General features: G+C 69.6%; 19 protein-coding genes and 1 pseudogene. 4 read left to right on the top strand and 16 right to left on the bottom strand.

Going from position 1 to position 21,777, the window contains the following annotated elements:
- Positions 1 to 35: 35 nt before the first annotated feature.
- The 7 genes from ACIQM3_RS34155 to ACIQM3_RS34125 all read right to left on the bottom strand — a co-directional run bounded on the left by ACIQM3_RS34155 (position 36) and on the right by ACIQM3_RS34125 (position 6,235).
- Positions 36 to 1,157, bottom strand: coding sequence for a LacI family DNA-binding transcriptional regulator (locus ACIQM3_RS34155; protein ID WP_401631343.1), 1,122 nt, complete (start codon positions 1,155 to 1,157; stop codon positions 36 to 38).
- Positions 1,158 to 1,441: 284 nt separating this feature from the next.
- Complete coding sequence (locus ACIQM3_RS34150) at positions 1,442 to 1,843, bottom strand: response regulator transcription factor (RefSeq protein WP_401631340.1); 402 nt, start codon at positions 1,841 to 1,843, stop codon at positions 1,442 to 1,444.
- Positions 1,840 to 2,949, bottom strand: coding sequence for a PAS domain S-box protein (locus ACIQM3_RS34145; RefSeq protein WP_401631337.1), 1,110 nt, complete (start codon positions 2,947 to 2,949; stop codon positions 1,840 to 1,842). The genes ACIQM3_RS34150 and ACIQM3_RS34145 overlap by 4 nt, the downstream gene beginning before the upstream one ends.
- Positions 2,946 to 3,602, bottom strand: a complete 657-nt coding sequence (locus ACIQM3_RS34140) for a response regulator (RefSeq protein ID WP_401631334.1) — start codon at positions 3,600 to 3,602, stop codon at positions 2,946 to 2,948. Before ACIQM3_RS34140 ends, ACIQM3_RS34145 begins: the two co-directional genes overlap by 4 nt.
- A gap of 32 nt (positions 3,603 to 3,634) precedes the next feature.
- On the bottom strand, positions 3,635 to 4,063 hold the full coding sequence (locus ACIQM3_RS34135) for an STAS domain-containing protein (RefSeq protein WP_401631332.1): 429 nt from the start codon (positions 4,061 to 4,063) through the stop codon (positions 3,635 to 3,637).
- A gap of 369 nt (positions 4,064 to 4,432) precedes the next feature.
- The gene (locus ACIQM3_RS34130; RefSeq protein WP_401631329.1) at positions 4,433 to 4,930 is read right to left on the bottom strand and encodes a hemerythrin domain-containing protein; all 498 of its coding nucleotides are present in this window, start codon (positions 4,928 to 4,930) and stop codon (positions 4,433 to 4,435) included.
- A gap of 693 nt (positions 4,931 to 5,623) precedes the next feature.
- Positions 5,624 to 6,235 carry a TetR/AcrR family transcriptional regulator gene (locus tag ACIQM3_RS34125; RefSeq protein ID WP_401631326.1) on the bottom strand — a complete coding sequence of 204 codons (612 nt, stop codon included), beginning with the start codon at positions 6,233 to 6,235 and terminating at the stop codon, positions 5,624 to 5,626.
- A 143-nt stretch (positions 6,236 to 6,378) separates the two neighbouring features.
- On the opposite strand from ACIQM3_RS34125, the gene ACIQM3_RS34120 reads away from it, so the two are divergent.
- Together ACIQM3_RS34120 and ACIQM3_RS34115 are read left to right on the top strand one after the other, a co-directional pair.
- Positions 6,379 to 7,113 carry an SDR family NAD(P)-dependent oxidoreductase gene (locus ACIQM3_RS34120; protein WP_401631324.1) on the top strand — a complete coding sequence of 245 codons (735 nt, stop codon included), beginning with the start codon at positions 6,379 to 6,381 and terminating at the stop codon, positions 7,111 to 7,113.
- Positions 7,114 to 7,146: 33 nt separating this feature from the next.
- A complete protein-coding gene (locus ACIQM3_RS34115; RefSeq protein ID WP_401631322.1) occupies positions 7,147 to 7,770 on the top strand; it encodes an NADPH-dependent F420 reductase in 624 nt (207 codons plus the stop codon).
- Between the two features lie 484 nt (positions 7,771 to 8,254).
- Here the strand turns inward: ACIQM3_RS34115 and ACIQM3_RS34110 are convergent, their stop codons facing one another.
- The 3 genes from ACIQM3_RS34110 to ACIQM3_RS34100 form a co-directional block, all read right to left on the bottom strand.
- Positions 8,255 to 9,784, bottom strand: a complete 1,530-nt coding sequence (locus tag ACIQM3_RS34110) for a helix-turn-helix domain-containing protein (protein ID WP_401631319.1) — start codon at positions 9,782 to 9,784, stop codon at positions 8,255 to 8,257.
- Positions 9,785 to 9,965: 181 nt separating this feature from the next.
- Positions 9,966 to 10,160 (bottom strand): DUF4236 domain-containing protein, encoded by a 195-nt coding sequence (locus tag ACIQM3_RS34105; protein WP_401520189.1) that lies wholly within the window; start codon positions 10,158 to 10,160, stop codon positions 9,966 to 9,968.
- Positions 10,161 to 10,242: 82 nt separating this feature from the next.
- Positions 10,243 to 10,905, bottom strand: a complete 663-nt coding sequence (locus ACIQM3_RS34100) for a GNAT family N-acetyltransferase (RefSeq protein ID WP_401631316.1) — start codon at positions 10,903 to 10,905, stop codon at positions 10,243 to 10,245.
- A 569-nt stretch (positions 10,906 to 11,474) separates the two neighbouring features.
- Between ACIQM3_RS34100 and acnA the strand changes: the two genes are divergently transcribed.
- Complete coding sequence (gene acnA / locus ACIQM3_RS34095) at positions 11,475 to 14,189, top strand: aconitate hydratase AcnA (RefSeq protein ID WP_401631313.1); 2,715 nt, start codon at positions 11,475 to 11,477, stop codon at positions 14,187 to 14,189.
- A gap of 69 nt (positions 14,190 to 14,258) precedes the next feature.
- On the top strand, positions 14,259 to 15,488 hold the full coding sequence (locus tag ACIQM3_RS34090; protein ID WP_401631310.1) for an ROK family protein: 1,230 nt from the start codon (positions 14,259 to 14,261) through the stop codon (positions 15,486 to 15,488).
- A 43-nt stretch (positions 15,489 to 15,531) separates the two neighbouring features.
- Here ACIQM3_RS34090 and ACIQM3_RS34085 read toward each other — a convergent pair whose 3' ends face one another.
- From ACIQM3_RS34085 to ACIQM3_RS34060, 6 genes and pseudogenes are all read right to left on the bottom strand, one after another.
- Entirely contained in the window at positions 15,532 to 16,611 is a 1,080-nt protein-coding gene (locus ACIQM3_RS34085; RefSeq protein ID WP_401631308.1) for a YihY/virulence factor BrkB family protein, read from the bottom strand.
- 152 nt (positions 16,612 to 16,763) lie between these two features.
- Positions 16,764 to 18,143 carry a GH1 family beta-glucosidase gene (locus ACIQM3_RS34080; protein ID WP_401631306.1) on the bottom strand — a complete coding sequence of 460 codons (1,380 nt, stop codon included), beginning with the start codon at positions 18,141 to 18,143 and terminating at the stop codon, positions 16,764 to 16,766.
- A 9-nt stretch (positions 18,144 to 18,152) separates the two neighbouring features.
- A complete protein-coding gene (locus tag ACIQM3_RS34075) occupies positions 18,153 to 19,007 on the bottom strand; it encodes a carbohydrate ABC transporter permease (RefSeq protein ID WP_401631303.1) in 855 nt (284 codons plus the stop codon).
- Positions 19,008 to 19,012: 5 nt separating this feature from the next.
- A complete protein-coding gene (locus ACIQM3_RS34070; RefSeq protein ID WP_401631301.1) occupies positions 19,013 to 19,990 on the bottom strand; it encodes a carbohydrate ABC transporter permease in 978 nt (325 codons plus the stop codon).
- 11 nt (positions 19,991 to 20,001) lie between these two features.
- Positions 20,002 to 21,264, bottom strand: coding sequence for an ABC transporter substrate-binding protein (locus ACIQM3_RS34065; protein WP_401631298.1), 1,263 nt, complete (start codon positions 21,262 to 21,264; stop codon positions 20,002 to 20,004).
- A gap of 147 nt (positions 21,265 to 21,411) precedes the next feature.
- Positions 21,412 to 21,777: pseudogene (locus ACIQM3_RS34060) on the bottom strand (xylose isomerase); the annotation flags it as partial.

The following is a 21,777-nucleotide window of genomic DNA, read 5'->3' as shown; positions in this document are numbered from 1 at the left end:
CGGTACGGGGTCGTGCGTGTGATGGGGTGTACGGGTCAGCCGGGATCCGGTCGTGCGCCGGGCGGCGGACCCGCCGTGGCGCCGGCCCGGTAGCCGCAGGCGACCAGCGCCACCAGCCGCTCCGGGACGTCCTCTCCGGCGACCAGCGTGGCGAGCAGGCGCACGGCCTCCGCGCCCAACTGCGCCCGGGGGATGTCGAATCCGGTGGGCTCCGGATCACCGGCGAGGTCCGGCGGGGGACTGCCGAGCAACGCCAGGGAGAGATCGCGGGGACACTCCAGGCCGGTCTCGCGGACGGCCGTGCTCAGCGCCCGCCAGGCGGCGCCACTGTCCGTCTCCTCGGCCACGAACGCGGTGACGCCGTCGGCCAGCCACTGCCGAAGGCGCTCCGGCGTGAGGTCGAGCATGGGGTCCGCGCTACGGAACACCGACTCGGCGTCGGGGAGTTCCGCCGCCCGGAGGCCCTCCAGGAAACCCTGCTCACGGTCGGTGGAGGCCGGCGCCTCGTCGTCCTCGCGCACGAGGACGACGCGGCGGTGCCCGAGCGCCGCGAGCTGCTGGACGACCTCGCGGCTGGCGCTGACATAGTCGGCGCCGACCCAGGCGAGGCCCTGCGGCTCGTCCCTGCGGCCCAGGTGGACCACGGGGAACCCGTCGTCCACCAGCCTGCGCAGTTCGTCCACCGGCGCGTGACGTCCCAGCAGGAGACAACCGTCGGCGAGCCGCGCCCGGTTCAGGGCGTGCGGGCCGGCGGCTCCCGCGCCGCCGGAGCTGGACCCGGTGAAGAGCACCAGGTCGTACCCGCGCGCGGCCGCTTCCCGCTCCACGCCGACCAGGAACGGGTAGTACGAGTGCTGGACGTCGGTGGGGAAGGTGGCCGTGAAGCTGAAGACCCCGAGCAGGTCGTTGCGCGCGGCGGCGAGCCGACGGGCCGCGGGATCCGGTACGTAGCCGAGGCGGCTCGCGGCGTCGAGCACGTTCTGCCGGGTCTCCTGGGAGATGGCGGCGCCCTGCGGCTTCCCGCCCAGGACCAGGGAGACCGTCGCCTGCGAGACCCCCGCGAGCCGGGCGACCTCCGCCTGACGCGGCCGCCCGGTACGCCCGGACGGCGCGGCCGCCCGGCCTCGCCTGACCCGCTTGGTGGGTTCCTCCGGCACTGTTCCTCCAGACTGTTAATGCGTATTAGTGATGCGCATTAACGAGTACTGTGCGCGCGCCGGCCTCGCGGGTCAAGAGGTGGAACAGAACTTGGGGGCGAACCGCTGCCCGGTGCCGGGCAGCGGCCGGTGGACGGCTGCGGTCCCCGTGGCGCGGCAGCCCAGCCGGACCCGCCGCTCTTCGCCACCTCGACGCGGCTTCACCGGCCGTGCGGGCCGACGCCGCGGTCGGGCGGCCGGGCGGAGTGCCACTCAGTGGCGGACCGCACCGACCCCGGCCGCCCTCATCGGGGTTCTGCCGCCCGGCGCAAGGCCGCGAGGAGTTCCCGGTTGCTCATCCCTTTGAGCACGTACTCGGAAACGCCGGCGCTCGTCATCTGGTCGACCGAGCCCTTGTCGTCGTACGCGGAGAACGCCACGATCCGGCTGGCCGGTGAACACCGCGCGATGTCCCTGGCGACGGAGTGGCCGCCGCCGGGGAAGCGGACGTCCAGGATGACGAGGTCCGGTTGATGACACCCGGCGAGTCGAAGAGCCTGTTCGTCGTCGCACGCGGTGGCCACGACCTCCATGTCGGGCTGGGCCCGAATGACCTCGCTCAGAGTCTCCAGGAGCATCACGTTGTCATCACACAGGAGCACGCTGAACGGTGAGCTGAGAGAGCTGTCCGGTGTCGTCGCGGTCACGGTGCACCGTCCGTCGGTTCCGACGCCGGGAGCGGGAGAGGATTCGGCACCCAGAACTCGACCGTCGTCCCCGTCCCGGGACGGCTGTGCATGGACCACCAGCCTCCTGCCGTCTCGGCTCTCTCCCGCATTTCGATGACCCCGAAATGCTCGCGGACACCGTCCATGGACATCGGTTCGCCGGTTCCGTCGTCCATGACGTGCGTCAGGATGCCCCCGTCGGCCGATTTGACACGCACGTCGACTCGGCTCCCACGTGCGTGCTTGTGCACGTTCAGCAGCGCTTCCTGGACGATACGGAAGATGGTGATGGCCGTCTCCGGCGTGGGCTCGCGGTCCAGTTGGTGATCGAACGAGTACGCCATCCCCCAGGAGGAGCGGACGACGTCGTCCAGGTGACTTGCGAGCCCTTCGACCAGGCCATGCCTGTCGATCCCGGGCGGATGCAACCGGAAGGTCAGGCTTCGGAGACGGCCGATCGCTTCGCGCACCGTCGCGTCGAGCCGCTGCAGTTCTGCGGAGTGCGCCTCCGGCACCCGCTCGGCCAGCAGTTCCAGTCGCATCCCGACAGCGACCATGGCCTGGATGGAGTCGTCGTGGACGTCCCACGCGATACGGCGTCGTTCCGTCTCCTGCGCCTGGACGAGGTGATTGAACAGTCGTCGCCGCTCGCTGAGGGCCTGCTGCGCCGCCCGCCGTTCGGACATGTCGCGGGTGACTTTGCCGAATCCCTGCAGTACGCCTTTGTCATCCCACAGGGCGGTAATGACCACGTTCGCCCAGAACCGCGAACCGTCCTGGCGGACGCGCCAGCCCTCGTCCTCCAGTCTGCCTTCGGCCACAGCGGTTTCGAGCTCCCACTGCGGTTTTCCCGACGACTGGTCCTCAGGAGGGTAGAAAACCGAGAAGTGCTGGCCCAGGATGTCTGCTGCTCCGTATCCCTTGATCCGCTCCGCCCCCGCGTTCCAGCTGATGATGTAACCCTGCGGGTCGAGCATGAAGATGCCGTAGTCCAGCACTCCCTTGACCAGCAGTGTGAAGGCCGTTTCCGACAGCGGAGCCGCCTGCTTCCGCGCCCACTTCTGCGGTCGCGGTTCCCGCGTCACCGGAGGAGTCCTTCACGTCGCGCGATCGTCACGGCCTCCAGCTGCGAACGTGCTCCCAGTTTTTCCAGTACCCGCTGGACATGGTTGCGCACCGTGTTCAGAGCGACCCCCAGCTGATCGCTGATCTCCGCGGTGGTGTGCCCTTCCCCCAACAGGGCAAGGGCTTCCCGCTCCCGCGGAGTCAGGTTCGCACCGACCCCCTGCGTCCTGCCGCTCAGCCGTCCCAGTACGTCACCGAGCACGTCCTGGCTGAACACCATTTCGCCCGCTGCCACCCTGCGAACGGCGTCCTCCAGCTCGCTCAGACCGCGGGCCTTCAGGATCAGGCCGGCTCCGCCGGCCTCCGCGACCCGGACGGCCACCGACCCGCTGGCCTCGCCCGCCAGGATCAGTACGCGCCCGTCCGGCACGAGTGCCCGCAGGTCCGCAATGGCGGAGACCCCGTCACCGTCCGGCAGGCGACGGTCCATGAGTACGACATCCGGCTCGCAACGCGTCGCGTCGGTCAGCGCCGACGCCACCGAGGCCGCGCGCGCCACGACCTGCAGGTCGGGTGAGCGCTCCAGGGCGAGACAGATCGCCTCGGCCACCATGTCGTGGTCCTCGACCAGAAGGATCTTGACCGGTCGACTGTGCGGGGAGGGTGAGGGCATCGGTGCTTCCTTGCAGGGGGCGGACCGCATGATCATGCCAGGAGGTCCCGAAGTGGTGCCTCCGCGGTGATCGCGGGTTCCGCTTCACGGCGAGCCGCGACCGTCGCCGAAGCGTGATGAGCCGGCTTCGTGCTCGTGGCCGTGTTCCTCTCGGCGAGGATGTGGTCGGCCCCGATGAGGGAGAGCAGCCGCGCCAACTGGGGGCCGATTCCCTCCACGACGAGATCCACGCCTGCCCGAAGAACGAACGTCCGCGCCCTGAGCAAGGCGCCCAGTCCGGCGCAGTCGCAGAAGGAGACGCCGCTCAGATCGAGGCACATGGTCATCGGTTGCTTCGCCAGACAAGCCGACACCGTCTCCAGGACGTGGGGGGCGGTGTCCAAGTCGAGTTCGCCGACGAGGGTTACTCGCGCGACGCCCGAGCGAACCACGACGTTCGAGGTGAAGGGGTGAGTGGTCACGGCGTTTCGCACCTCTCCGGGCTCACGTGCAGCGCGGTCCCACGAGCCCTCTCTGTGGAGGGGGCAGTTGTCGTCAGCTGTCGCATCACTACCTCATAGTGCGAGGACACCAGTGAACCTATAGTGAATCTGCACTAGACGTGGAAGTCAACATGCGTCGACGGAGGGTGAGGGGAAGGCGGCAGGAGAGGGGCGCAGACGCATTCGAGCCGCCAAAGTTCTACCGCCGGGCCATGCCGTGCTCTGCCGATGTATGGCGGTCGGTGGCCCGGCGGACACTGCGGACGGACGCCCCACCACCCAAAGCATGGCGTCAGCCGACGGCACCCGTCCGGACTCTCCGGACGGGTGCTCGCTCAGCTGTGAGGATCAGTGCGCCCCGACGACGACTGCGCGGACGCTGTCGATGTGTCCGCAATCGGCCTTCAGGTGCTTCTCCCGGTCACGGAGGAAGACCCTGCCGAGTTCGGTACGACGCTTGTCCGGCACGTTCTCCCGGGCCCCGTTGAGGATCGTGCGCTCCTCCTCGTCGAGGTGGTGGGTGACGGCCGTTGCGAGCTCCTCGAGCTTCTCGTCCCACTCGTCGGAACCCACCTCCTCCACCTCCATCAGGGCCAGGAGCGCCTCGTTGCCCTCGTGGTGTTCCTCTTCTCCATGCTCGACTTCCTCGTTGTCCACGTTCCGGAACCGCTTCAGCGCGGGGTAGACCTCGGCCTCCTCCGCCTCCCCGTGAGCGATCAGGAGCGCGGCGAAGTCCCTCAGGGCCGCCCCTCGGTCCTCCTCGACGCTCCGCATTCGCCGCAGCAGCCCCTCCATGGTGCGATGGTCCTCGAGAATCACGGCCACCACATCGCGCGCTTCGGACACCACATGCTCCTCTCCACAAACGGTGTTCGGCTGGTACCCCGGGACGGAGCGGACAAGCCGCCACGGTCACGCGGGCGCCCGTCCTGCTCGGTCCGTCAACCACTTGCCATCCAGGGGGCTCCAGCAGTCGAACCGGTCGCCATCGGCCGTTCGGCTCATCAGGTCGAGCAACCGCGTGATGCCCTGTGCGGCGTGGCAGCCCGGACTACGGGGCTTCACGTGTTGCCGATGACTTCGCACGCTGAGCGCGTGGCGCTTCTGGGACCTGCAACAAAGGGCGTCTGACCGGCTCTTCGGAGCTTGGCGATGTCCAGGACCTGTCCGCGCAAGCAACAGGTCGAACGGGAGGCATGGCTGCGAGACTGGCTCGACCTGCTCGCGGCCAGGGGCGAGCGGTCCTGGCCGCAGTCGAGCTGCGGGTCACGACGCGGCTCTCCGCGTTCAACTGGTGGTCCGGCAGAGCGCTGAGGGCGTTCAGCGCTACGGCAGCGTGCGGGGCCAGCAGTTGCCAGGCCGACCACGGCAGTGGGTCCACGGTCTCCCCGGCGGCTTCTGCTGCGGCCTTCAGCAGGCGGGCGGCCAGTTCCGTAAATGCCGGCAGGTCCGGGCCGGGTGCCGGGCGGCAGCTGTCGCGTACGAGCGGCTGCAGCCGCGCGACCGGCAGCGCGTCCAGCACGACCGCGGAGTGCCGAGTCAGCTTGACGCTTCGACTCGTCGCCGGTCATCGCCGGCTGTGGCGGGGAGGGCGTTGTCGATGAGGACGGCGGCGATGGCGGCGGCGGTCGGGAAGGCGTCGGCGTCGAGGACCCGGGTGCGGGCCGCGGCGCCGTCGATGAGCAGCGCGAGCTGCTCGCCGAGCTGTTCAGGGTCGGCGGCGACGGCTTCGCGGGCGGTGTCGGCGAGCCGCGCGGCGACGGCTTTCTTGTAGTCGCGTGCGTACCGGGATGCGGGGTGCTGGGGGTCGTGGAGTTCGACGGCGGCGGTGATGTAGGGGCACAGGGGGGTGGTGGGGGGGATGTCGAACGCAGCGAGGAGCCGTTCGCGGGGCGTGAGGTCGGTGCGGTCGAACACGCCGGACAGGACGGAGGGGTCGAACCGGCGCAGGTGCTCGGCGACGAGTTCGTCCTTGCCGGTGAAGTGCTGGTAGGCCGTGCGCTTGGACACCTCGGCCGCCGCGCAGAGCTGGTCCATGCCGGTGCGGTTGATGCCCTGCTCGCGGAACAGTCGCTGGGCCGCGTTGAGGATGCGCTCGCGGGCGCCGCGACCGCGCCGGCGGCCCGTGGGGCCCTTCTCCAACTCCGTCATGCATCCACCGTACCGCAGCTAGGTAACGACCGGTGTACATAGTTGCGTCCTGGTCGCCTGCCCCGTACGTTAAGCACACAGGACGGTGTACATAACGCTGTCGCCCCAGGTACACACGGCATTACCGATGCAAGGGAACGACCATGGGAAAGCTCGACGGCAAGGTCGCGGTCATCACCGGCGGCACCACCGGCATGGCGCTGGCCGGCGCGAAGCTGTTCGTCGACGAGGGAGCGCACGTCTTCATCACCGGCCGCCGCCAGGACACCCTGGACGAGGCCGTGAAGCAGATCGGACGCAACGTCACAGGCGTCCAGGGCGACGCCGCCGACCTGGACGACCTGGACCGCTTGTACGACACCGTCAAGCGGGAGAAGGGAAGCCTCGACGTGTTGTGGGCCAGCGCCGGCGGCGGCGAGCCCGCCCCGCTCGGCGAGATCACCGAGGCCCAGTTCGACACCTGGTTCGGGCTCAACGCCCGCGGCACCCTGTTCACCGTCCAGAAGGCGCTTCCGCTCTTCAACGACGGCGGCTCCATCCTCATGACCGGCTCCAACGCCTCCCTCGGCGCCTTCCCCGGCTGGAGCGTCTACGCCGGCAGCAAGGCCGTCCAGCAGGCCTGGGCCCGCGTCTGGCTCAACGAACTCAAGGACCGCCGCATCCGCGTCAACGTCCTGACCCCCGGCCAGGTCGCCACCGCCAAGCAGGCAGAACTCTTCGACGAGGCCACCAAGCGCCAGTTCGAGTCCCTCATCCCCCGCGGCCAGATGGGCCGCCCCGACGAGATCGCCACCGCCGCCCTCTTCCTCGCCTCCGACGACTCCAGCTACGTCAACGGCATGGAACTCGTCGCCGATGGCGGCACCACCGCCATCTGAACCGAACAACACACAACCAGGACAGGACATCGCATGAGCAGCATCAGCGTCATCGGCACCGGGAACATGGCCCGCACCATCGGCGCGCGGGCGATCGCGGGTGGCAACACCGTCGAGATCATGGGCCGCGATCAGTCCAAGGCCGCCGACCTGGCCAAAGCTCTCGGCGGCGCCGCCACGACGGGAGAATGGGGCACCGCCCCGGCCGGGGACATCGTCATCGTCGCCCTGCTCCACGACGGCGTCGTACCGGCCGTCGCCCAGTACGGAGACGCTCTCGCGGGCAAGGTCATCGTCGACATCAGTAACCCCTTCAACTCCACGTTCGACGGGCTGGCCCACCGCGAGGAGACCTCTGTCGCGCAGGAAGTCGCCGAGACGGCCCCGGCCGGCGCCAGCGTGGTGAAGGCGTTCAATACCGTCTTCCGCCATGTCCTGGAGAAGGGGCGGCCCGACGTCTTCATCGCCGGCGACAATGCGCAGGCCAAGGCAAGTGTGGAGGCGTTCATCGAGACCCTGGGGCTGCGCCCCTTGGACGTCGGCGGCCTGAGAATGGCGCACTGGCTGGAAGGAGCGGGCGTGGTCACGGTGGGCCTCGCCAACCACGGGGTGGGGAACTTGGACTTCGCCCTCAGCGTCACCGCACTTCCTGTCTGAGCGAACGGTTGATGGCCCTTTTCGGGGCGGCCACCGATCGGGGGACGGAGCCGGCGTGAGCCGGGGCGCAACGGACAGGGCTCCCGAGCTGTCGAGGGGGTGTTCGAAGCCGCAACGCTTTCGCGCTGACCGGCGCGAAAGCCGACAAGCGCGAGATGCTGCCGGCGCTCTTCGAGGTCGAGCCCGGCCAGTTCACCGGCCGCAGGCGGATAGCGGGTCACCTCGTCGGCCGGACGTGGTCGGCGTGACAGGAACGACAACGCTGCGACGCCGCTTCGGCGGTAACCGTTCGTCAAGACTGACGGGTGCTCAGGTAATTTCCTGACCTACCGTCACTTATTCGAGTTCATTGTTCGTATGCATTGCACAAGGTGCGGAAAAGCGACAGAGATCAGTGGAAGGCCGTGAAGGTAGGTATCCGCAGGTCAGCTGGCAAATCGAGGTGTCGTGCCCCTCGTCTCCAAGGGGCACGACACCCTACCCCTCAGATGTCCCGGAAGATCTCGATCTGCGCCCCCACCGAGTTCAGCCGCTCCGCCAGCTCCTCGTAACCCCGGTTGATGACATACACGTTGCGGAGCACGGACGTGCCCTCGGCCGCCATCATCGCCAGCAGCACCACCACCGCCGGCCGCAGTGCGGGCGGGCACATCATCTCGGCGGCGCGCCAGCGGGTCGGGCCCTCGACCAGGACGCGGTGCGGGTCCAGGAGCTGGAGCCGGCCGCCGAGGCGGTTGAGGTCGGTGAGGTAGATCGCGCGGTTGTCGTAGACCCAGTCGTGGATCAGGGTCTTGCCGTGCGCGGACGCGGCGATCGCCGCGAAGAACGGCACGTTGTCGATGTTCAGCCCGGGGAAGGGCATCGGGTGGATCTTGTCGATGGGTGCCTCCAGCTTGGAGGGCCGGACCGTCAGGTCCACCAGCCGGGTACGGCCGTTGTCGGCCGCGTACTCCGCCGTGCGGTCGCAGTCGACGCCCATCTCCTCCAGAACCGCGAGCTCGATCTCCAGGAACTCGATCGGGACCCGGCGGATCGTCAGCTCGGACTCCGTCACCACGGCGGCGGCCAGCAGGCTCATCGCCTCGACCGGGTCCTCGGAGGGCGAGTAGTCGACGTCCACGTCGATCTCCGGCACCCCGTGCACCGTGAGGGTCGTCGTCCCGACGCCGTCGACGCGCACGCCGAGCGCCTCCAGGAAGAAGCACAGGTCCTGGACCATGTAGTTGGAGGAGGCGTTACGGATGACCGTCGTGCCGTCGTGCCGGGCGGCGGCCAACAGCGCGTTCTCAGTCACCGTGTCGCCGCGCTCGGTCAGGACGATGGGGCGGCCCGGCCGGACGTCGTGGTCGACCTGGGCGTGGTAGAGCCCGTCGGTCGCGGCGATCTCCAGGCCGAAGCGGCGCAGCGCGATCATGTGCGGCTCGATCGTGCGTGTGCCGAGGTCGCAGCCGCCGGCGTACGGCAGGGTGAAGCGGTCCTCGCGGTGCAGCAGCGGGCCGAGGAACATGATGATGGAGCGGGTCCGGCGCGCGGCGTCGGCGTCGATGGACTCCAGCTCGAGCCGGTCGGGCGGCAGGATCTCGAGGTCGACACCGTCGTTGATCCACCGAGTGCGTACGCCGATGGAGTTGAGGACCTCCAGCAGCCGGAAGACCTCCTCGATGCGGGCCACCCGGCGCAGCACGGTGCGGCCCTTGTTGAGCAGCGAGCCGCAGAGCAGCGCGACACACGCGTTCTTGCTCGTCTTGACGTCGATGGAGCCCGAGAGTCGACGGCCGCCCACGACACGCAGGTGCATGGGGCCGGCGTAGCCGAGCGACACGATCTCGCTGTCGAGGGCCTCGCCGATGCGGGCAATCATCTCAAGGCTGATGTTCTGGTTGCCACGTTCGATGCGGTTGACGGCGCTCTGGCTCGTGGCCAGCGCCTCGGCGAGCTGACTCTGTGTCCAGCCACGATGCTGACGGGCGTCACGGATGAGCTTGCCGATACGTGCGAGGTAGTCGTCTTCCATGGCTGCACGCTATCTCAGATATGAGATGAGGCTCGTGCGGGGGGTGTGGGATTCGGGTGACGGTCGGATGTCCGGCCGCGTGGAGGCGCCTGTTTGAAGGGTCCGACGCACCGGGCGGCCGGGCGTGCGGAGCTCGGCCGAACGGGTGAGGCCCGGCCGAGCCCGCGACGGTGGGACGAGGTCAGCCGCGGCGGCGCGTCGTCCTCCGCCAGCCGAACGGGCCCGGCAGGTCCATGGATGTGGTGCGCCGGCCGGTGCTGCTCGTGGTGCGCCTCGGTCCGTGGCGTCCGCCGGTCGTGACGGACCACGAGCGGCGGTTGATGTTCAGCCGGACGCCCGGAAGGATCTGGAAGCTCTTTCGGAAGGTGAGCGGCATCTGTGCCTCCTCTGTCAGGAGTACGGGTATCCCGAAGCCGCCGGGTCATGCACGCGGACCGTGAGCGAGGGCGCGGGTACGGTCAGCACTGCCCCGGGTCCGGCACGCGCAGGGCGTTGGCCAGGGGTGCCGATACGGCCCAGCCCGTGCTCTCGTACAGGGCCCGCCCCTCCGCCGACGAGGCCAGCAGGCCGACCCTCGCGCCCTGCCCGGCGGCAGCGTCGGTGAGTGTGCGCATGATCTGGCGGCCGAGCCCGCGGCGTCGGTGGGCGGGCTGGGTCTCGACCTTGTCGATGACAGCGGTTACGCCGGTGACGGCCGCCTGGCCTCGCGCGGCAAGCGTGCCGTCGGCCGCGCACACCCGGGCGTACGTGACGCCGTCCTGGGCCCAGGTCCGGAGCCGGTAGCCGTCGGGGAGGAGGGCCGGGACACGGGCGGGGTGGAGCGGGGTGGACATCAGGTAGCCGGGTTCGTCGGCGACGGACCAGCCGGGCGCGATCCAGGACGCGAGCGACTCCGTCCGCACGAAGGCCTTCAGCCGGACACCGGGCCTGGTCGTGCCTGCCGTTATCTTCCGCACCGTCGCCGCGTCGGCGGTGGTCAGGACGTGGCTCATGGCGTGGGCGGGAGGGCCCGTGCTCACGGTGAAACCCCAGGACGTGGGGTCCGGTTCGGCCGCTCCCCGCGAGAGGGCCCAGCCGTGGACCCATGCGCGTACGGCCTCGGAGGTGTTGGTGAAGTGCACGGCGCCTTCCCGGGCGAGGGTGGTCGGGGGGTGGTCGGCATCGAAATCTACCGGTCCTGCCGCGTGCGCCGCCGCGCACCTGGTCTTTTCGGTCGGTGCGGTCGGTGCGGCCGGTGCGGCCGGTGCGGCCGATGTGTGGGTGGACGGCCACCGGCTGGTGGAGGGTGGGCGGGTCCGCAGCGTCGACCCGGTGACGGTCCGAGACCGGGCCCAGAGCGCCGCCGAGGACCTCTTCCGCAGGAGGGCGGCGCTCCCCGCGATGGTTCCGGGGGCGTGACGGCCGTCCCCCGACCGGCGCGACCACCTCACGAGCGGGCAGGCGGCCCCGGGTAAGGCCGCCTGCCCGCGTCGGTGCGGCGCAGGACACGGGTGCCCGGGCATGACCGCGCGGCGGCGATGTACTAGAGTTATCTCGACATCGAGATATCTGCCGAGGCGCACCGCAGCCGCCGCACGGTAAGGGTTACCTAACTAACCCTTACCTTAGCGGATGGTGGGGGCCGCAGGCGGCGCCGGCCGCACATGAGGCGCGGCGCGGTTGAACGCGCACATTGAAGAAGGAGACTGTCGTGTCGGCGAACAGCTTCGACGCCCGCAGCACGCTGCGCGTGGGTGACGAGTCGTACGAGATCTTCAAGCTGGACAAGGTCGAGGGCTCCGCGCGCCTCCCTTACAGCCTGAAGGTGCTGCTGGAGAACCTGCTCCGCACGGAGGACGGCGCGAACATCACCGCCGACCACATCCGGGCGCTCGGCGGCTGGGACTCCCAGGCCCAGCCCAGCCAGGAGATCCAGTTCACGCCGGCCCGCGTGATCATGCAGGACTTCACGGGTGTCCCGTGTGTCGTGGACCTCGCCACCATGCGTGAGGCCGTCAAGGAGCTCGGCGGCGACGCCACGAAGATCAACCCGCTGGCCCCGGCCGAGCTGGTCATCGACCACTCCGTCATCGCCGACAAGTTCGGCACCAACGACGCGTTCGCCCAGAACGTCGAGCTGGAGTACGGCCGCAACAAGGAGCGCTACCAGTTCCTGCGCTGGGGCCAGACCGCCTTCGACGAGTTCAAGGTCGTCCCCCCGGGCACCGGCATCGTCCACCAGGTCAACATCGAGCACCTGGCCCGCACGGTCATGGTCCGTAACGGCCAGGCGTACCCCGACACCCTCGTCGGCACCGACTCGCACACCACGATGGTCAACGGCCTCGGCGTGCTGGGCTGGGGCGTCGGCGGCATCGAGGCCGAGGCCGCGATGCTCGGCCAGCCGGTCTCCATGCTCATCCCGCGCGTCGTCGGCTTCAAGCTGACCGGCGAGCTCCCGGCCGGCACCACCGCCACCGACCTCGTGCTGACCATCACCGAGATGCTCCGCAAGCACGGCGTCGTCGGCAAGTTCGTCGAGTTCTACGGTGAGGGCGTCGCCGCCACCTCCCTCGCGAACCGCGCCACCATCGGCAACATGTCGCCGGAGTTCGGCTCCACCGCCGCGATCTTCCCGATCGACGACGAGACGCTGAAGTACCTCCGCCTGACCGGCCGCGACGCGCAGCAGGTCGCGCTCGTCGAGGCGTACGCCAAGGAGCAGGGCCTCTGGCTCGACCCGGCCGCCGAGCCGGACTTCTCCGAGAAGCTGGAGCTCGACCTCTCCACGGTCGTCCCCTCCATCGCCGGCCCGAAGCGCCCGCAGGACCGCATCGTCCTCGCGAACGCCAAGGCGCAGTTCGCCCAGGACGTGCGCAACTACGTCTCCGACGACGAGGAGGCGGGCAAGGAGTCCTTCCCGGCCTCCGACTCCCCGGCCGCCGCCAACGGCGTCCCGTCGAACCCGGTCACCGTCACCGCCCCCGACGGCACGACGTACGAGCTCGACCACGGCGCCGTCACCGTCGCCGCGATCACCTCCTGCACCAACACCTCGAACCCGTACGTCATGGTCGCCGCGGCGCTCGTGGCGAAGAAGGCCGTCGAGAAGGGCCTGACCCGCAAGCCGTGGGTCAAGACCACTCTCGCCCCGGGCTCGAAGGTCGTCACCGACTACTTCGACAAGGCGGGCCTGACCCCCTACCTCGACAAGGTCGGCTTCAACCTCGTCGGCTACGGCTGCACCACCTGCATCGGCAACTCCGGCCCGCTGCCGGAAGAGGTCTCCAAGGCGGTCAACGACCACGACCTGGCCGTGACCTCGGTGCTCTCCGGCAACCGTAACTTCGAGGGCCGGATCAACCCCGACGTCAAGATGAACTACCTGGCGTCCCCGCCGCTGGTCGTCGCGTACGCCATCGCCGGTTCGATGAAGGTCGACATCACCAAGGACGCCCTCGGCGTCGACCAGGACGGCAAGCCCGTCTTCCTCCAGGACATCTGGCCCTCCGAGGCCGAGGTCAACGACGTCGTCGCCAACTCCATCGGCGAGGACATGTTCAACAAGTCCTACCAGGACGTCTTCGCGGGCGACGCCCAGTGGCAGGCGCTCTCGATCCCCACCGGCAACACCTTCGAGTGGGACTCCGAGTCCACCTACGTGCGCAAGCCCCCGTACTTCGAGGGCATGACGATGGAGACGACCCCGGTCGAGGACATCACCGGCGCCCGGGTGCTCGCCAAGCTCGGCGACTCGGTCACCACCGACCACATCTCCCCGGCCGGTGCGATCAAGGCCGACACCCCGGCCGGCAAGTACCTCACGGAGCACGGCATCGAGCGCCGTGACTTCAACTCCTACGGCTCGCGCCGTGGTAACCACGAGGTCATGATCCGCGGCACGTTCGCCAACATCCGCCTGCGCAACCAGATCGCGCCGGGCACCGAGGGCGGCTTCACCCGCGACTTCACCCAGGCTGACGGCCCGGTGTCGTTCATCTACGACGCCTCGCAGAACTACCAGGCCGCGGGCACCCCGCTCGTCATCCTGGCGGGCAAGGAGTACGGCTCCGGCTCGTCCCGTGACTGGGCGGCCAAGGGCACCGCGCTCCTGGGCGTCAAGGCCGTCATCGCCGAGTCCTACGAGCGCATCCACCGCTCGAACCTCATCGGCATGGGCGTCCTCCCGCTCCAGTTCCCGGAGGGCCACACCGCCGAGTCCCTCGGCCTGACCGGCGAGGAGTCCTTCTCCTTCACCGGCGTGACCGAGCTGAACGACGGCACCACGCCGCGCACGGTAAAGGTCACCACCGACACCGGCGTGGAGTTCGACGGCGTCGTCCGCATCGACACCCCCGGCGAGGCGGACTACTACCGCAACGGCGGCATCCTGCAGTACGTGCTCCGCAGCCTGATCCGCAAGTAAGGGCACCGCGAAGTGAGCGAGGGCCGCACCCCTGGGGTGCGGCCCTTCGCCGTTAGGCTCGAAGGTCTGATGAAGAACACCCTCACCTCGCCCGCGGCCAAGGCCGGACACGAGTCCGTGCGCCGTCACAACCTCAGCCTGGTCCTGCGGACCGTCCGTGACGAGGGCGAGGTCACCCGGGCCCGGGTGGCGAGCCTCGTGGGGCTGACCAGGGCCGCCGTCTCCTCGCTCGTCGAGGAGCTGCTCGCGCTGGACTGCCTCAGCGAGTCCGGCAAGACCTCCAGCGGATCGGCCGGCCGCCCCGGCACCGTGCTGAAGCTCTCCCGCACCGGACCGGCGGGGCTCGGCGTGGAGATCAACATCGACTACGTCTCCGTGTGCGCCGTCGACCTCACCGGCACCGACCGGGTCCGGGTCACCGAGCACACCGACCACCGGGACATCCCGCCCGCAGAGGTCCTGGCCCACGCCGCCCGGCTCACCAACCGGGTCATCGCCTCCACCCGGGAACAGGAACTGCGGGTGGTCGGCGTCGAGCTGGCGCTGCCCGGCCTCGTCTCCGGCGGCGTCGTCCGGCAGGCGCCCAACCTCGGCTGGAGCAGGGTCGCGGCCGAGGGCATCTTCGGACAGGCGCTCAGCACGCTGCGCCCGGCCGGGCGGGCGCTGGCCGTCGGCTCCGACAACGAGGCCAACCTGGCGGCCCTCGCCGAGCTGTGGTTCGGCGGACTCGGCGGCGTACGCACCTTCCTCTATCTCACCGGTGAGATCGGCGTGGGCGGCGCGCTCGTGGTGAACGGCGAGATGCTCCGGGGTGCCCACGGGTTCGCCGGCGAGATCGGGCACGTCGTCGTCGACCCGCAGGGCCCCCTCTGCCGGTGCGGCGCGCACGGCTGCCTCGAGCAGTACGCGGGCCGGGCGGCCCTGCTTCGAGCCGCCGGGATCGACCCGGACGCGGGTGTGCGCGGGATCGACGAGCTGGAGCAGCGGGCTGCGGCCGGTGAGGAGCGGGCGGTATCGGCGCTCCGGGAGGCGGGGGACCGGATGGGTGTGGTGCTGGCCGGCGCGGTGAACCTCTTCGACCCGGAGGCGGTCGTCCTCGGCGGGATCTACCGCAACCTGATGCCCTGGCTGGAGGAGTCCGCGGACGCCCAGCTCACCGCGCGGGTGGTGTCGGGCCGCTGGCACGCGAACGGCAGCCGGCTGCGGGCCTCATCCGTCTCCGGCGACGCGGCGCGGGGCGCGGCGGCCCGGGTGATGTACGAGGTGCTGGAGAACCCGGCGGCGTACGCCCTGCGGTGAGGGCGTACGCCGCCGGGTTCTCCAGCGGCCGTCAGGAGGCCGTTCAGCCGAGTTGGCGGCGGTCCTCCTCGCTCCACTTGGCGGTGTCGCGCGGTTCCACGTACGGCTCCTCGGCTTCGGGGTGACCGCCGTCGATGGCCCGCTGACGGGCCATCTCCGCATCGAATTCGAGGCCGAGCAGGATCGCCAGATTGGTGATCCACAGCCAGACCAGGAAGATGATCACGCCGGCGAGGGCGCCGTACGTCTTGTTGTACGAGGAGAAGTACGCCACGTACAGCGCGAAGCCGGCCGAGGCGATCATCCAGAGCAGCAGGGCGAGGAAGCTGCCGGGGGTCACCCACTTGAAGCCCCGTCCGCGGGCGTTGGGCGCGGCCCAGTACAGGAGCGCGATCATGATGATGACGAGGAGCACCAGGACCGGCCACTTGGCGATCGACCAGGCCGTCATGGCGGGGCCGCCGACACCCAGGGCGGAACCCGCCCGCTGGGCGAGAGGTCCGGTGAACACCACGATCAGGGCGCTGATGACCGCCAGCACCATCAGGGTCACCGTCAGCGCCAGGCGCAGGGGCAGCACCTTCCACACCGGTCGTCCTTCGGGCATGTCGTAGACGACGTTGGAGGAGCGGATGAACGCCGCGATGTAGCCGGAGGCCGACCACACCGCCAGCAGCAGACCGACGACGGCCATCAGCGATCCCGTGCCACCGTTGCCCTGCAGCTGCTGCACGGCTCCGGAAAGGATGTCCCGGACCGGTCCGGGGGCGAGTTTCTGCAGGTTGTCCATCACCTGCTGGGTGGCGGACTCGCCCGCGATGCCGAGCAGGGACACCAGTACGAGCAGTGCCGGGAAGAGCGAGAGGACGCTGTAGTAGGTCAGGGCGGCGGCCCGGTCGGCGAGTTCGTCGTCCGTGAACTCGTGCACCGTGCGCTTCAGTACCGCCCACCACGACCTCTTGGGCATGGAGGCCGGCCCGTCGGGCGCGTCGCGCTCCACCTCCGGATCCGGACCGATGTGATCCGACGTCCGAGTGGCGTCGTCCCCGCGGTCTCCGTAGCGGTCGGAGCCGTCGTGGCCGCCGTGGGTCTGGTGAGCCTGTGGTTCCGGTGTCCGTGCCATGGGAGTCCGGTAACCGCCCAGGCCGGTCGGAAACCGGTTGAGCCGGGATTCGCTCAGGCACCGGCCGGCGGCCACCGGTGCGCGGGAGGGACACGCACGGGCCCGGGACGGCTGTTCGACCGTCCCGGGCCCGCAAGCCGTATCCGTGCGGATCAGGCCTTGTGCGCCGCGATCAGCTGCTGATACCAGCGGTAGCTGTCCTTCGGGGTGCGCTCCAGGGTGTCGTAGTCGACCCGGATGATCCCGAACCGCTTCGCATAGCCCAGCGCCCACTCGAAGTTGTCCAGCAGCGACCACACGTAGTACCCGCGTACGTCGACACCGGTGTCCATGGCCGCCCGCAGCGCCGTCAGGTGCGTGCGCAGGTACTCCACCCGGTCCGCGTCGTGGACGGCTCCGTCGGCCTCGACGCTGTCGAACTCCGCCGAGCCGTTCTCCGTGATGTGCACCGGCGGCAGGGCGTCGCCATAGGTCTGCTTCAGCACGGTCAGCAGATCGGTGAACGACTCCGGGACGACCGGCCAGCCCATGGCGGTGCGCCGCACGTCCGGGTACTGGCCCTCCGTGTAGCGGTTGTCCGTGGCCACGCGCAGCGCCGGGTCCGCCTCGCGGTGCGGGGCGGCGGCGACCACGATCGGCCGGTAGTAGTTGATGCCCAGGAAGTCCATCGGCTGGGAGATCAGCTCCAGGTCGCCCTCGCGGCGGAAGTCCTGGCCGGTGATCAGCTCGCCCCAGGTCTCCTCCTCGGTGGCCGGGTAGCGGCCCGCGAGGAGCGGCTCGGTCCACACCAGGTTGTGCTGGGTGTCCGCGCGGACGACCGCGGCGAGGTCGGCGTCCGACTCGGTGGCCGGGACGTTGCGGTCCAGGTTGAGCGTGATCCCCGCCTCGCGGACGCCCGCCGCGCGCAGCGCGTTCATCGCGTGGCCGTGACCGACCAGCAGATGGTGCGCGGCGGCCAGCGCCCCGCGGCCCTCCTGGGCACCCGGCGCGTGCCGGCCGACGGAGTAGCCGAGGAACGCGCTGCACCAGGGCTCGTTGAGGGTGATCCAGCGCGGCACCCGGTCACCCAGGTGCTCGGCCATGATCGCCGTGTACTCGCCGAAGCGCTCCGCCGTCTCCCGTACGCGCCAGCCGCCCTTGTCCTCCAGGGCCTGCGGCAGGTCCCAGTGGTAGAGGGTGGCGGCCGGCTCGATGCCCGCCTCCAGGAGCGAGTCGACGAGCCGGGAGTAGAAGTCCAGCCCCTTCGGGTTGACCGCCCCGCTGCCCGTGGCCTGGATGCGGGACCAGGCGATGGAGAAGCGGTACGACTCCACGCCCAGGTCGCGCAGCAGCGCCACGTCCTCCGGGTAGCGGTGGTAGTGGTCGCAGGCCACGTCACCCGTGTCGCCGCCGTCCGTCTTGCCGGGCGTGTGGCTGTAGGTGTCCCAGATGGACGGGCCGCGGCCGTCTTCCTCCACGGCGCCCTCGATCTGGTACGAGGCCGTGGCCGCGCCGAAGACGAAGCCGGGCGGGAAGACCGGGAAGTCACTCATGGAGAACCCTTACTTGACCGAGCCGCCGGTGATCCCGGCGGCGATGTACTTCTGGGACAGGACGAGGAGGACCGCGGCGGGCACGGCCGAGAGCACGGACGCGGCCATGACCGAGCCCCAGTCACCGACGTGCGCTCCGATGTACTGGTAGATGCCCAGGGTGATCGGCTTGACGTCGTCCGTCGTGTTCAGCGTGAGCGCGAACATGAAGTCGCTCCACGCGTAGAGGAACGAGAACAGCCCGGCGGTGATGAGCGAGTTGCGGCTCATGGGCAGGACGACCTGGACGAACGTACGGATGCGGCCCGCGCCGTCCACCTCGGCGGCCTCGATGACCTCGCGCGGGATCGACACCATGAACGACCGCATCAGCACGATCGCGAAGGGGATGCCCAGCGAGGCGTCCGCCAGCATCAGGCCGAAGTACGAGTTGACCAGGCCGAGGTCCACGTACGCGCTGTACAGGGCGTTGGCGATGACGATGCCCGGCACCATCTGGGTGATGAGCGTGCCGAAGACGATCGTCCTGCCGCCGCGCAGCTTGAACTGCGCCAGGCCGTACGCCGCCGGCGCGGAGATCGCCAGACAGATGGCCACGGCGCCGAGCGCCACGGCCAGCGAGGTCAGCAGGTTACCGCCCTGCTCCGTGATGGCGGAGGTGAAGCCGGAGAAGTCGACACCGGTCGGGACCGGGCCCACGTCGACCAGGCTCGCGTCCGGCTGCAGCGCGGTGTTGATCATCCAGTACAGCGGGAAGAGCATGACCGCGAGGACGACGACGCCGAAGACGGTCGCACCCCAGCGGCGCTTGGGCCGGTGGACGGCGGGTGCCGGGGCGGCGGGGATCTGGGTGGTGGTCGCCATGCCGGTCACTTCCCCTCGTTGCGGTTGACCCGCAGGTAGAACACCGCGAAGACGGCGGAGATCAGGATCAGGATGTTGCCGACCACGGCACCGGCACCGAAGTCCATCTGGACGAAGGAGTTCTGGTACGTGAGCGTGCCGAGCGTCTGCGTGGAGTCGGCGGGCCCGCCGTCGGTGAGGGCGAGGACCAGGTCGAGGATCTTGACCGTCGACATGAAGCCGAGCACCAGCACCACGGTGATGACGGGCTTGAGCATGGGCAGGGTGACCGAACGGAACGTACGCCAGGCGGACGCGCCGTCGAGCGCGGCGGCCTCGCTCAGCTCCTTCGGGACCTCCTGGAGGCCGCCGTAGAGGATCACCATGTTGAACGGGATGCCGATCCAGATGTTCACCAGGATCACCGAGATCAGCGCCATGCTCGTGCTGGTCAGCCAGGGCGTGTCACCGGGGAGGCCGACGGTGCCCAGGAAGGAGTTGAGGACACCGGTGTCCTGGTCGAAGATGCGTCGCCAGACGATGCCGGAGACCACCATCGGGACAAGCCACGGAAGCAGGATCAGCGAGCGCAGGATCCCGTTCAGCGGGAAGCGGCGGGTGAAGAAGACGGCGAGGGCCAGACCGATGCAGAACTGGCCGACGAGCGATCCGACGGTGAAGAGGATCGTCTGCCAGAGGGCCTTGCCGAACAGCCCGTCGTTGAAGACGTTGCTCCAGTTGTCGAAGCCGTTGAACGGCGCCTCACCGGTGAAGAAGGTGGACGGCGAGTAGTCCTGGAAGCTCATCACGACGTTGCGGACGAGCGGGTAGCCGAAGAACAGCGCCATGAAGATCACGGCGGGGGCGATGAACCCCCACTGGGCCAGCGACTTGCGCCGCTTGGCGCTCCGCGGGTTCACGGGCTTCTTGACCGCGCCGGCCGCGGGGGCCTTCGGGTCGGCCGGCAGCGCGGCGGCTGAGGCTGAGGCTGTGGTGGATGACATGGTTCGTTACCTCAGTTCCCGCTCGTGACCTGCTGCTGGGCACGCTTCAGCGCGGCCTCGCTGGATTCGCCGGTGAGCGCGGACTGGAAGGCGCTCTGCAGGGCGAGCGACACCGACGACCACTGCGCGCCGACCTTCGCGGTACGGGACCGGGCCGTCGAGACCTGTCCGGCGAGCGCGGCCAGCTCGGGGACCTTCTTGCGCCACTCGGCGGCGGCCTTCGTGTTCGCCGGGACCATCCAGCTGTTCAGGGCGTAGGTGATCTCCTCCTGTTCGCCCGACATGCAGCCGATGATCTTGGCGGACATCTTCTCGCGCTCGGTGTCCCCGGTGTTGGGCACGGTGAGCACACCGCCGCCCAGCGGGCCGACCGAGTCGTCACCCGCCTTGGGCACCGGGATCTCGGCGATGCCCCAGTCGAGCCCCTTCTTGGCGTTCAGGGTCTCGACCTGCCACGGGCCGTTGATCATCATGGCCGCGTTGCCGGCCATGAACTGGTCGTTCACATCGGCCTGGGTCCAGTTGACCGTGGACTTGGAGAGCGAGCCGTCCTTCAGGAGCGCCTTCCAGTAGTCCAGCGCCCCGGCGACCTCGGGGGTGTCGAGCTTCGACTCGTCACCGCCGTTGGACCACATGAACGGGGTGAACTGGAAGACGCCGTCCTCCGCGCCGCCCGCGCTCAGCGCCAGGCCGTACCGCTTGCCCTGGGTCAGCTTCTTGGCCGTCGACTGCATCTCGGCCCAGGTGGTGGGCACCTTCAGGCCGGCCTTGTCGAGGGTGTCCTTGTTGTAGAACAGCGCCAGGGTGTTCACCGTGCGCGCGGCCCCGTAGTACTCCCCGTCGAACGAGCCGAAGTCGACGATCCCCTCGGGGATGTCCGTCGTGGTCAGCCCGAGGTCCTTCAGCGGGATCAGACCGCCGGCCTCGGCGAAGGTCGGCATCTCGGAGGCGTCCAGCTGGAGGACGTCCGGCAGCGACTTCGAGGAGGCCATGCGCAGCGCCTTCGTCATGAGCTGCGCGGCCGGGACGCTCTGCTGCTCGATGGTGATCCCGAGCTCCTTGCTGCAGCGCTCGAGGGTGTCACCGTCCCAGCGGTGGTACGACTCGTCGGTCGAGGAGTTCATGACGGTGTAGACGTTGTCGTCCCGCTGCTGGCCGCACCCCGACAGAACGCTGCCGGCGACGATCGCGGAGACGACGGTGAGAGGGACGACGATCCGCCTGCTGCGACGGGTGCGGCGTCCGGTCCGCCCGTCGGGGGAAGGTTCTGTCACGGTGGTGCCCTTGCGGTGAGAGGGGGGCCGGGACCCATGGGAACGCTCCCACGGGATACTCGTCAAGCCCCTGCGCGGATCCGGCGGTGTCACGGCGGGGGAGAGCTGCGGGGTGTCCGGCGGCGGACCGCCGGACACCAGGGGCCATCAGCGGACGCCGATGAGGTGTTCCATGGCGAGCTGGTCGAGGGCTTCGAAGGCCATGGAGTGTTCGGCGGCGGCGGTGGCGTCGAAGTCCTCGTAGGCGGATTTGTCGGCGAGGAGGGCCTTGAGGCCGTCGTCGGCGGTGGGGCGGGCGAGTTCGTCGAGGCGGGAGGCGGTCAGGGCCTCCTGGACGGCGGGGTCGGCGCGGAAGGCGGCGGCGCGTTCCTTGAGGATGAGGTAGTTGCGCATGCAGTTCTTCGCGGACTCCCAGACTCCGTCGATGCCGTCGGTGCGCACGGGCTTGAAGTCGAAGTGGAGGGAGCCGTCGTAGCCGGCGCTCTCCAGGAGGTCGACGAGCCAGAACGCCTG

It is taken from the genome of Streptomyces sp. NPDC091271 (assembly GCF_044757505.1).
Classification (GTDB): domain Bacteria; phylum Actinomycetota; class Actinomycetes; order Streptomycetales; family Streptomycetaceae; genus Streptomyces.
This window is presented reverse-complemented; position numbering and strand designations above follow the sequence as displayed.

Coding starts and splice junctions, on each gene's coding strand:
- ACIQM3_RS34110 (WP_401631319.1), bottom strand. CDS start 9,784: ATGGAAGACGACTACCTCGCACGTATCGGCAAGCTCATCCGTGACGCC.
- ACIQM3_RS34090 (WP_401631310.1), top strand. CDS start 14,259: ATGAAGAACACCCTCACCTCGCCCGCGGCCAAGGCCGGACACGAGTCC.
- ACIQM3_RS34125 (WP_401631326.1), bottom strand. CDS start 6,235: ATGACGGAGTTGGAGAAGGGCCCCACGGGCCGCCGGCGCGGTCGCGGC.
- ACIQM3_RS34105 (WP_401520189.1), bottom strand. CDS start 10,160: ATGCCGCTCACCTTCCGAAAGAGCTTCCAGATCCTTCCGGGCGTCCGG.
- ACIQM3_RS34070 (WP_401631301.1), bottom strand. CDS start 19,990: ATGTCATCCACCACAGCCTCAGCCTCAGCCGCCGCGCTGCCGGCCGAC.
- ACIQM3_RS34080 (WP_401631306.1), bottom strand. CDS start 18,143: ATGAGTGACTTCCCGGTCTTCCCGCCCGGCTTCGTCTTCGGCGCGGCC.
- ACIQM3_RS34075 (WP_401631303.1), bottom strand. CDS start 19,007: ATGGCGACCACCACCCAGATCCCCGCCGCCCCGGCACCCGCCGTCCAC.
- ACIQM3_RS34115 (WP_401631322.1), top strand. CDS start 7,147: ATGAGCAGCATCAGCGTCATCGGCACCGGGAACATGGCCCGCACCATC.
- ACIQM3_RS34085 (WP_401631308.1), bottom strand. CDS start 16,611: ATGGCACGGACACCGGAACCACAGGCTCACCAGACCCACGGCGGCCAC.
- ACIQM3_RS34140 (WP_401631334.1), bottom strand. CDS start 3,602: ATGCCCTCACCCTCCCCGCACAGTCGACCGGTCAAGATCCTTCTGGTC.
- ACIQM3_RS34120 (WP_401631324.1), top strand. CDS start 6,379: ATGGGAAAGCTCGACGGCAAGGTCGCGGTCATCACCGGCGGCACCACC.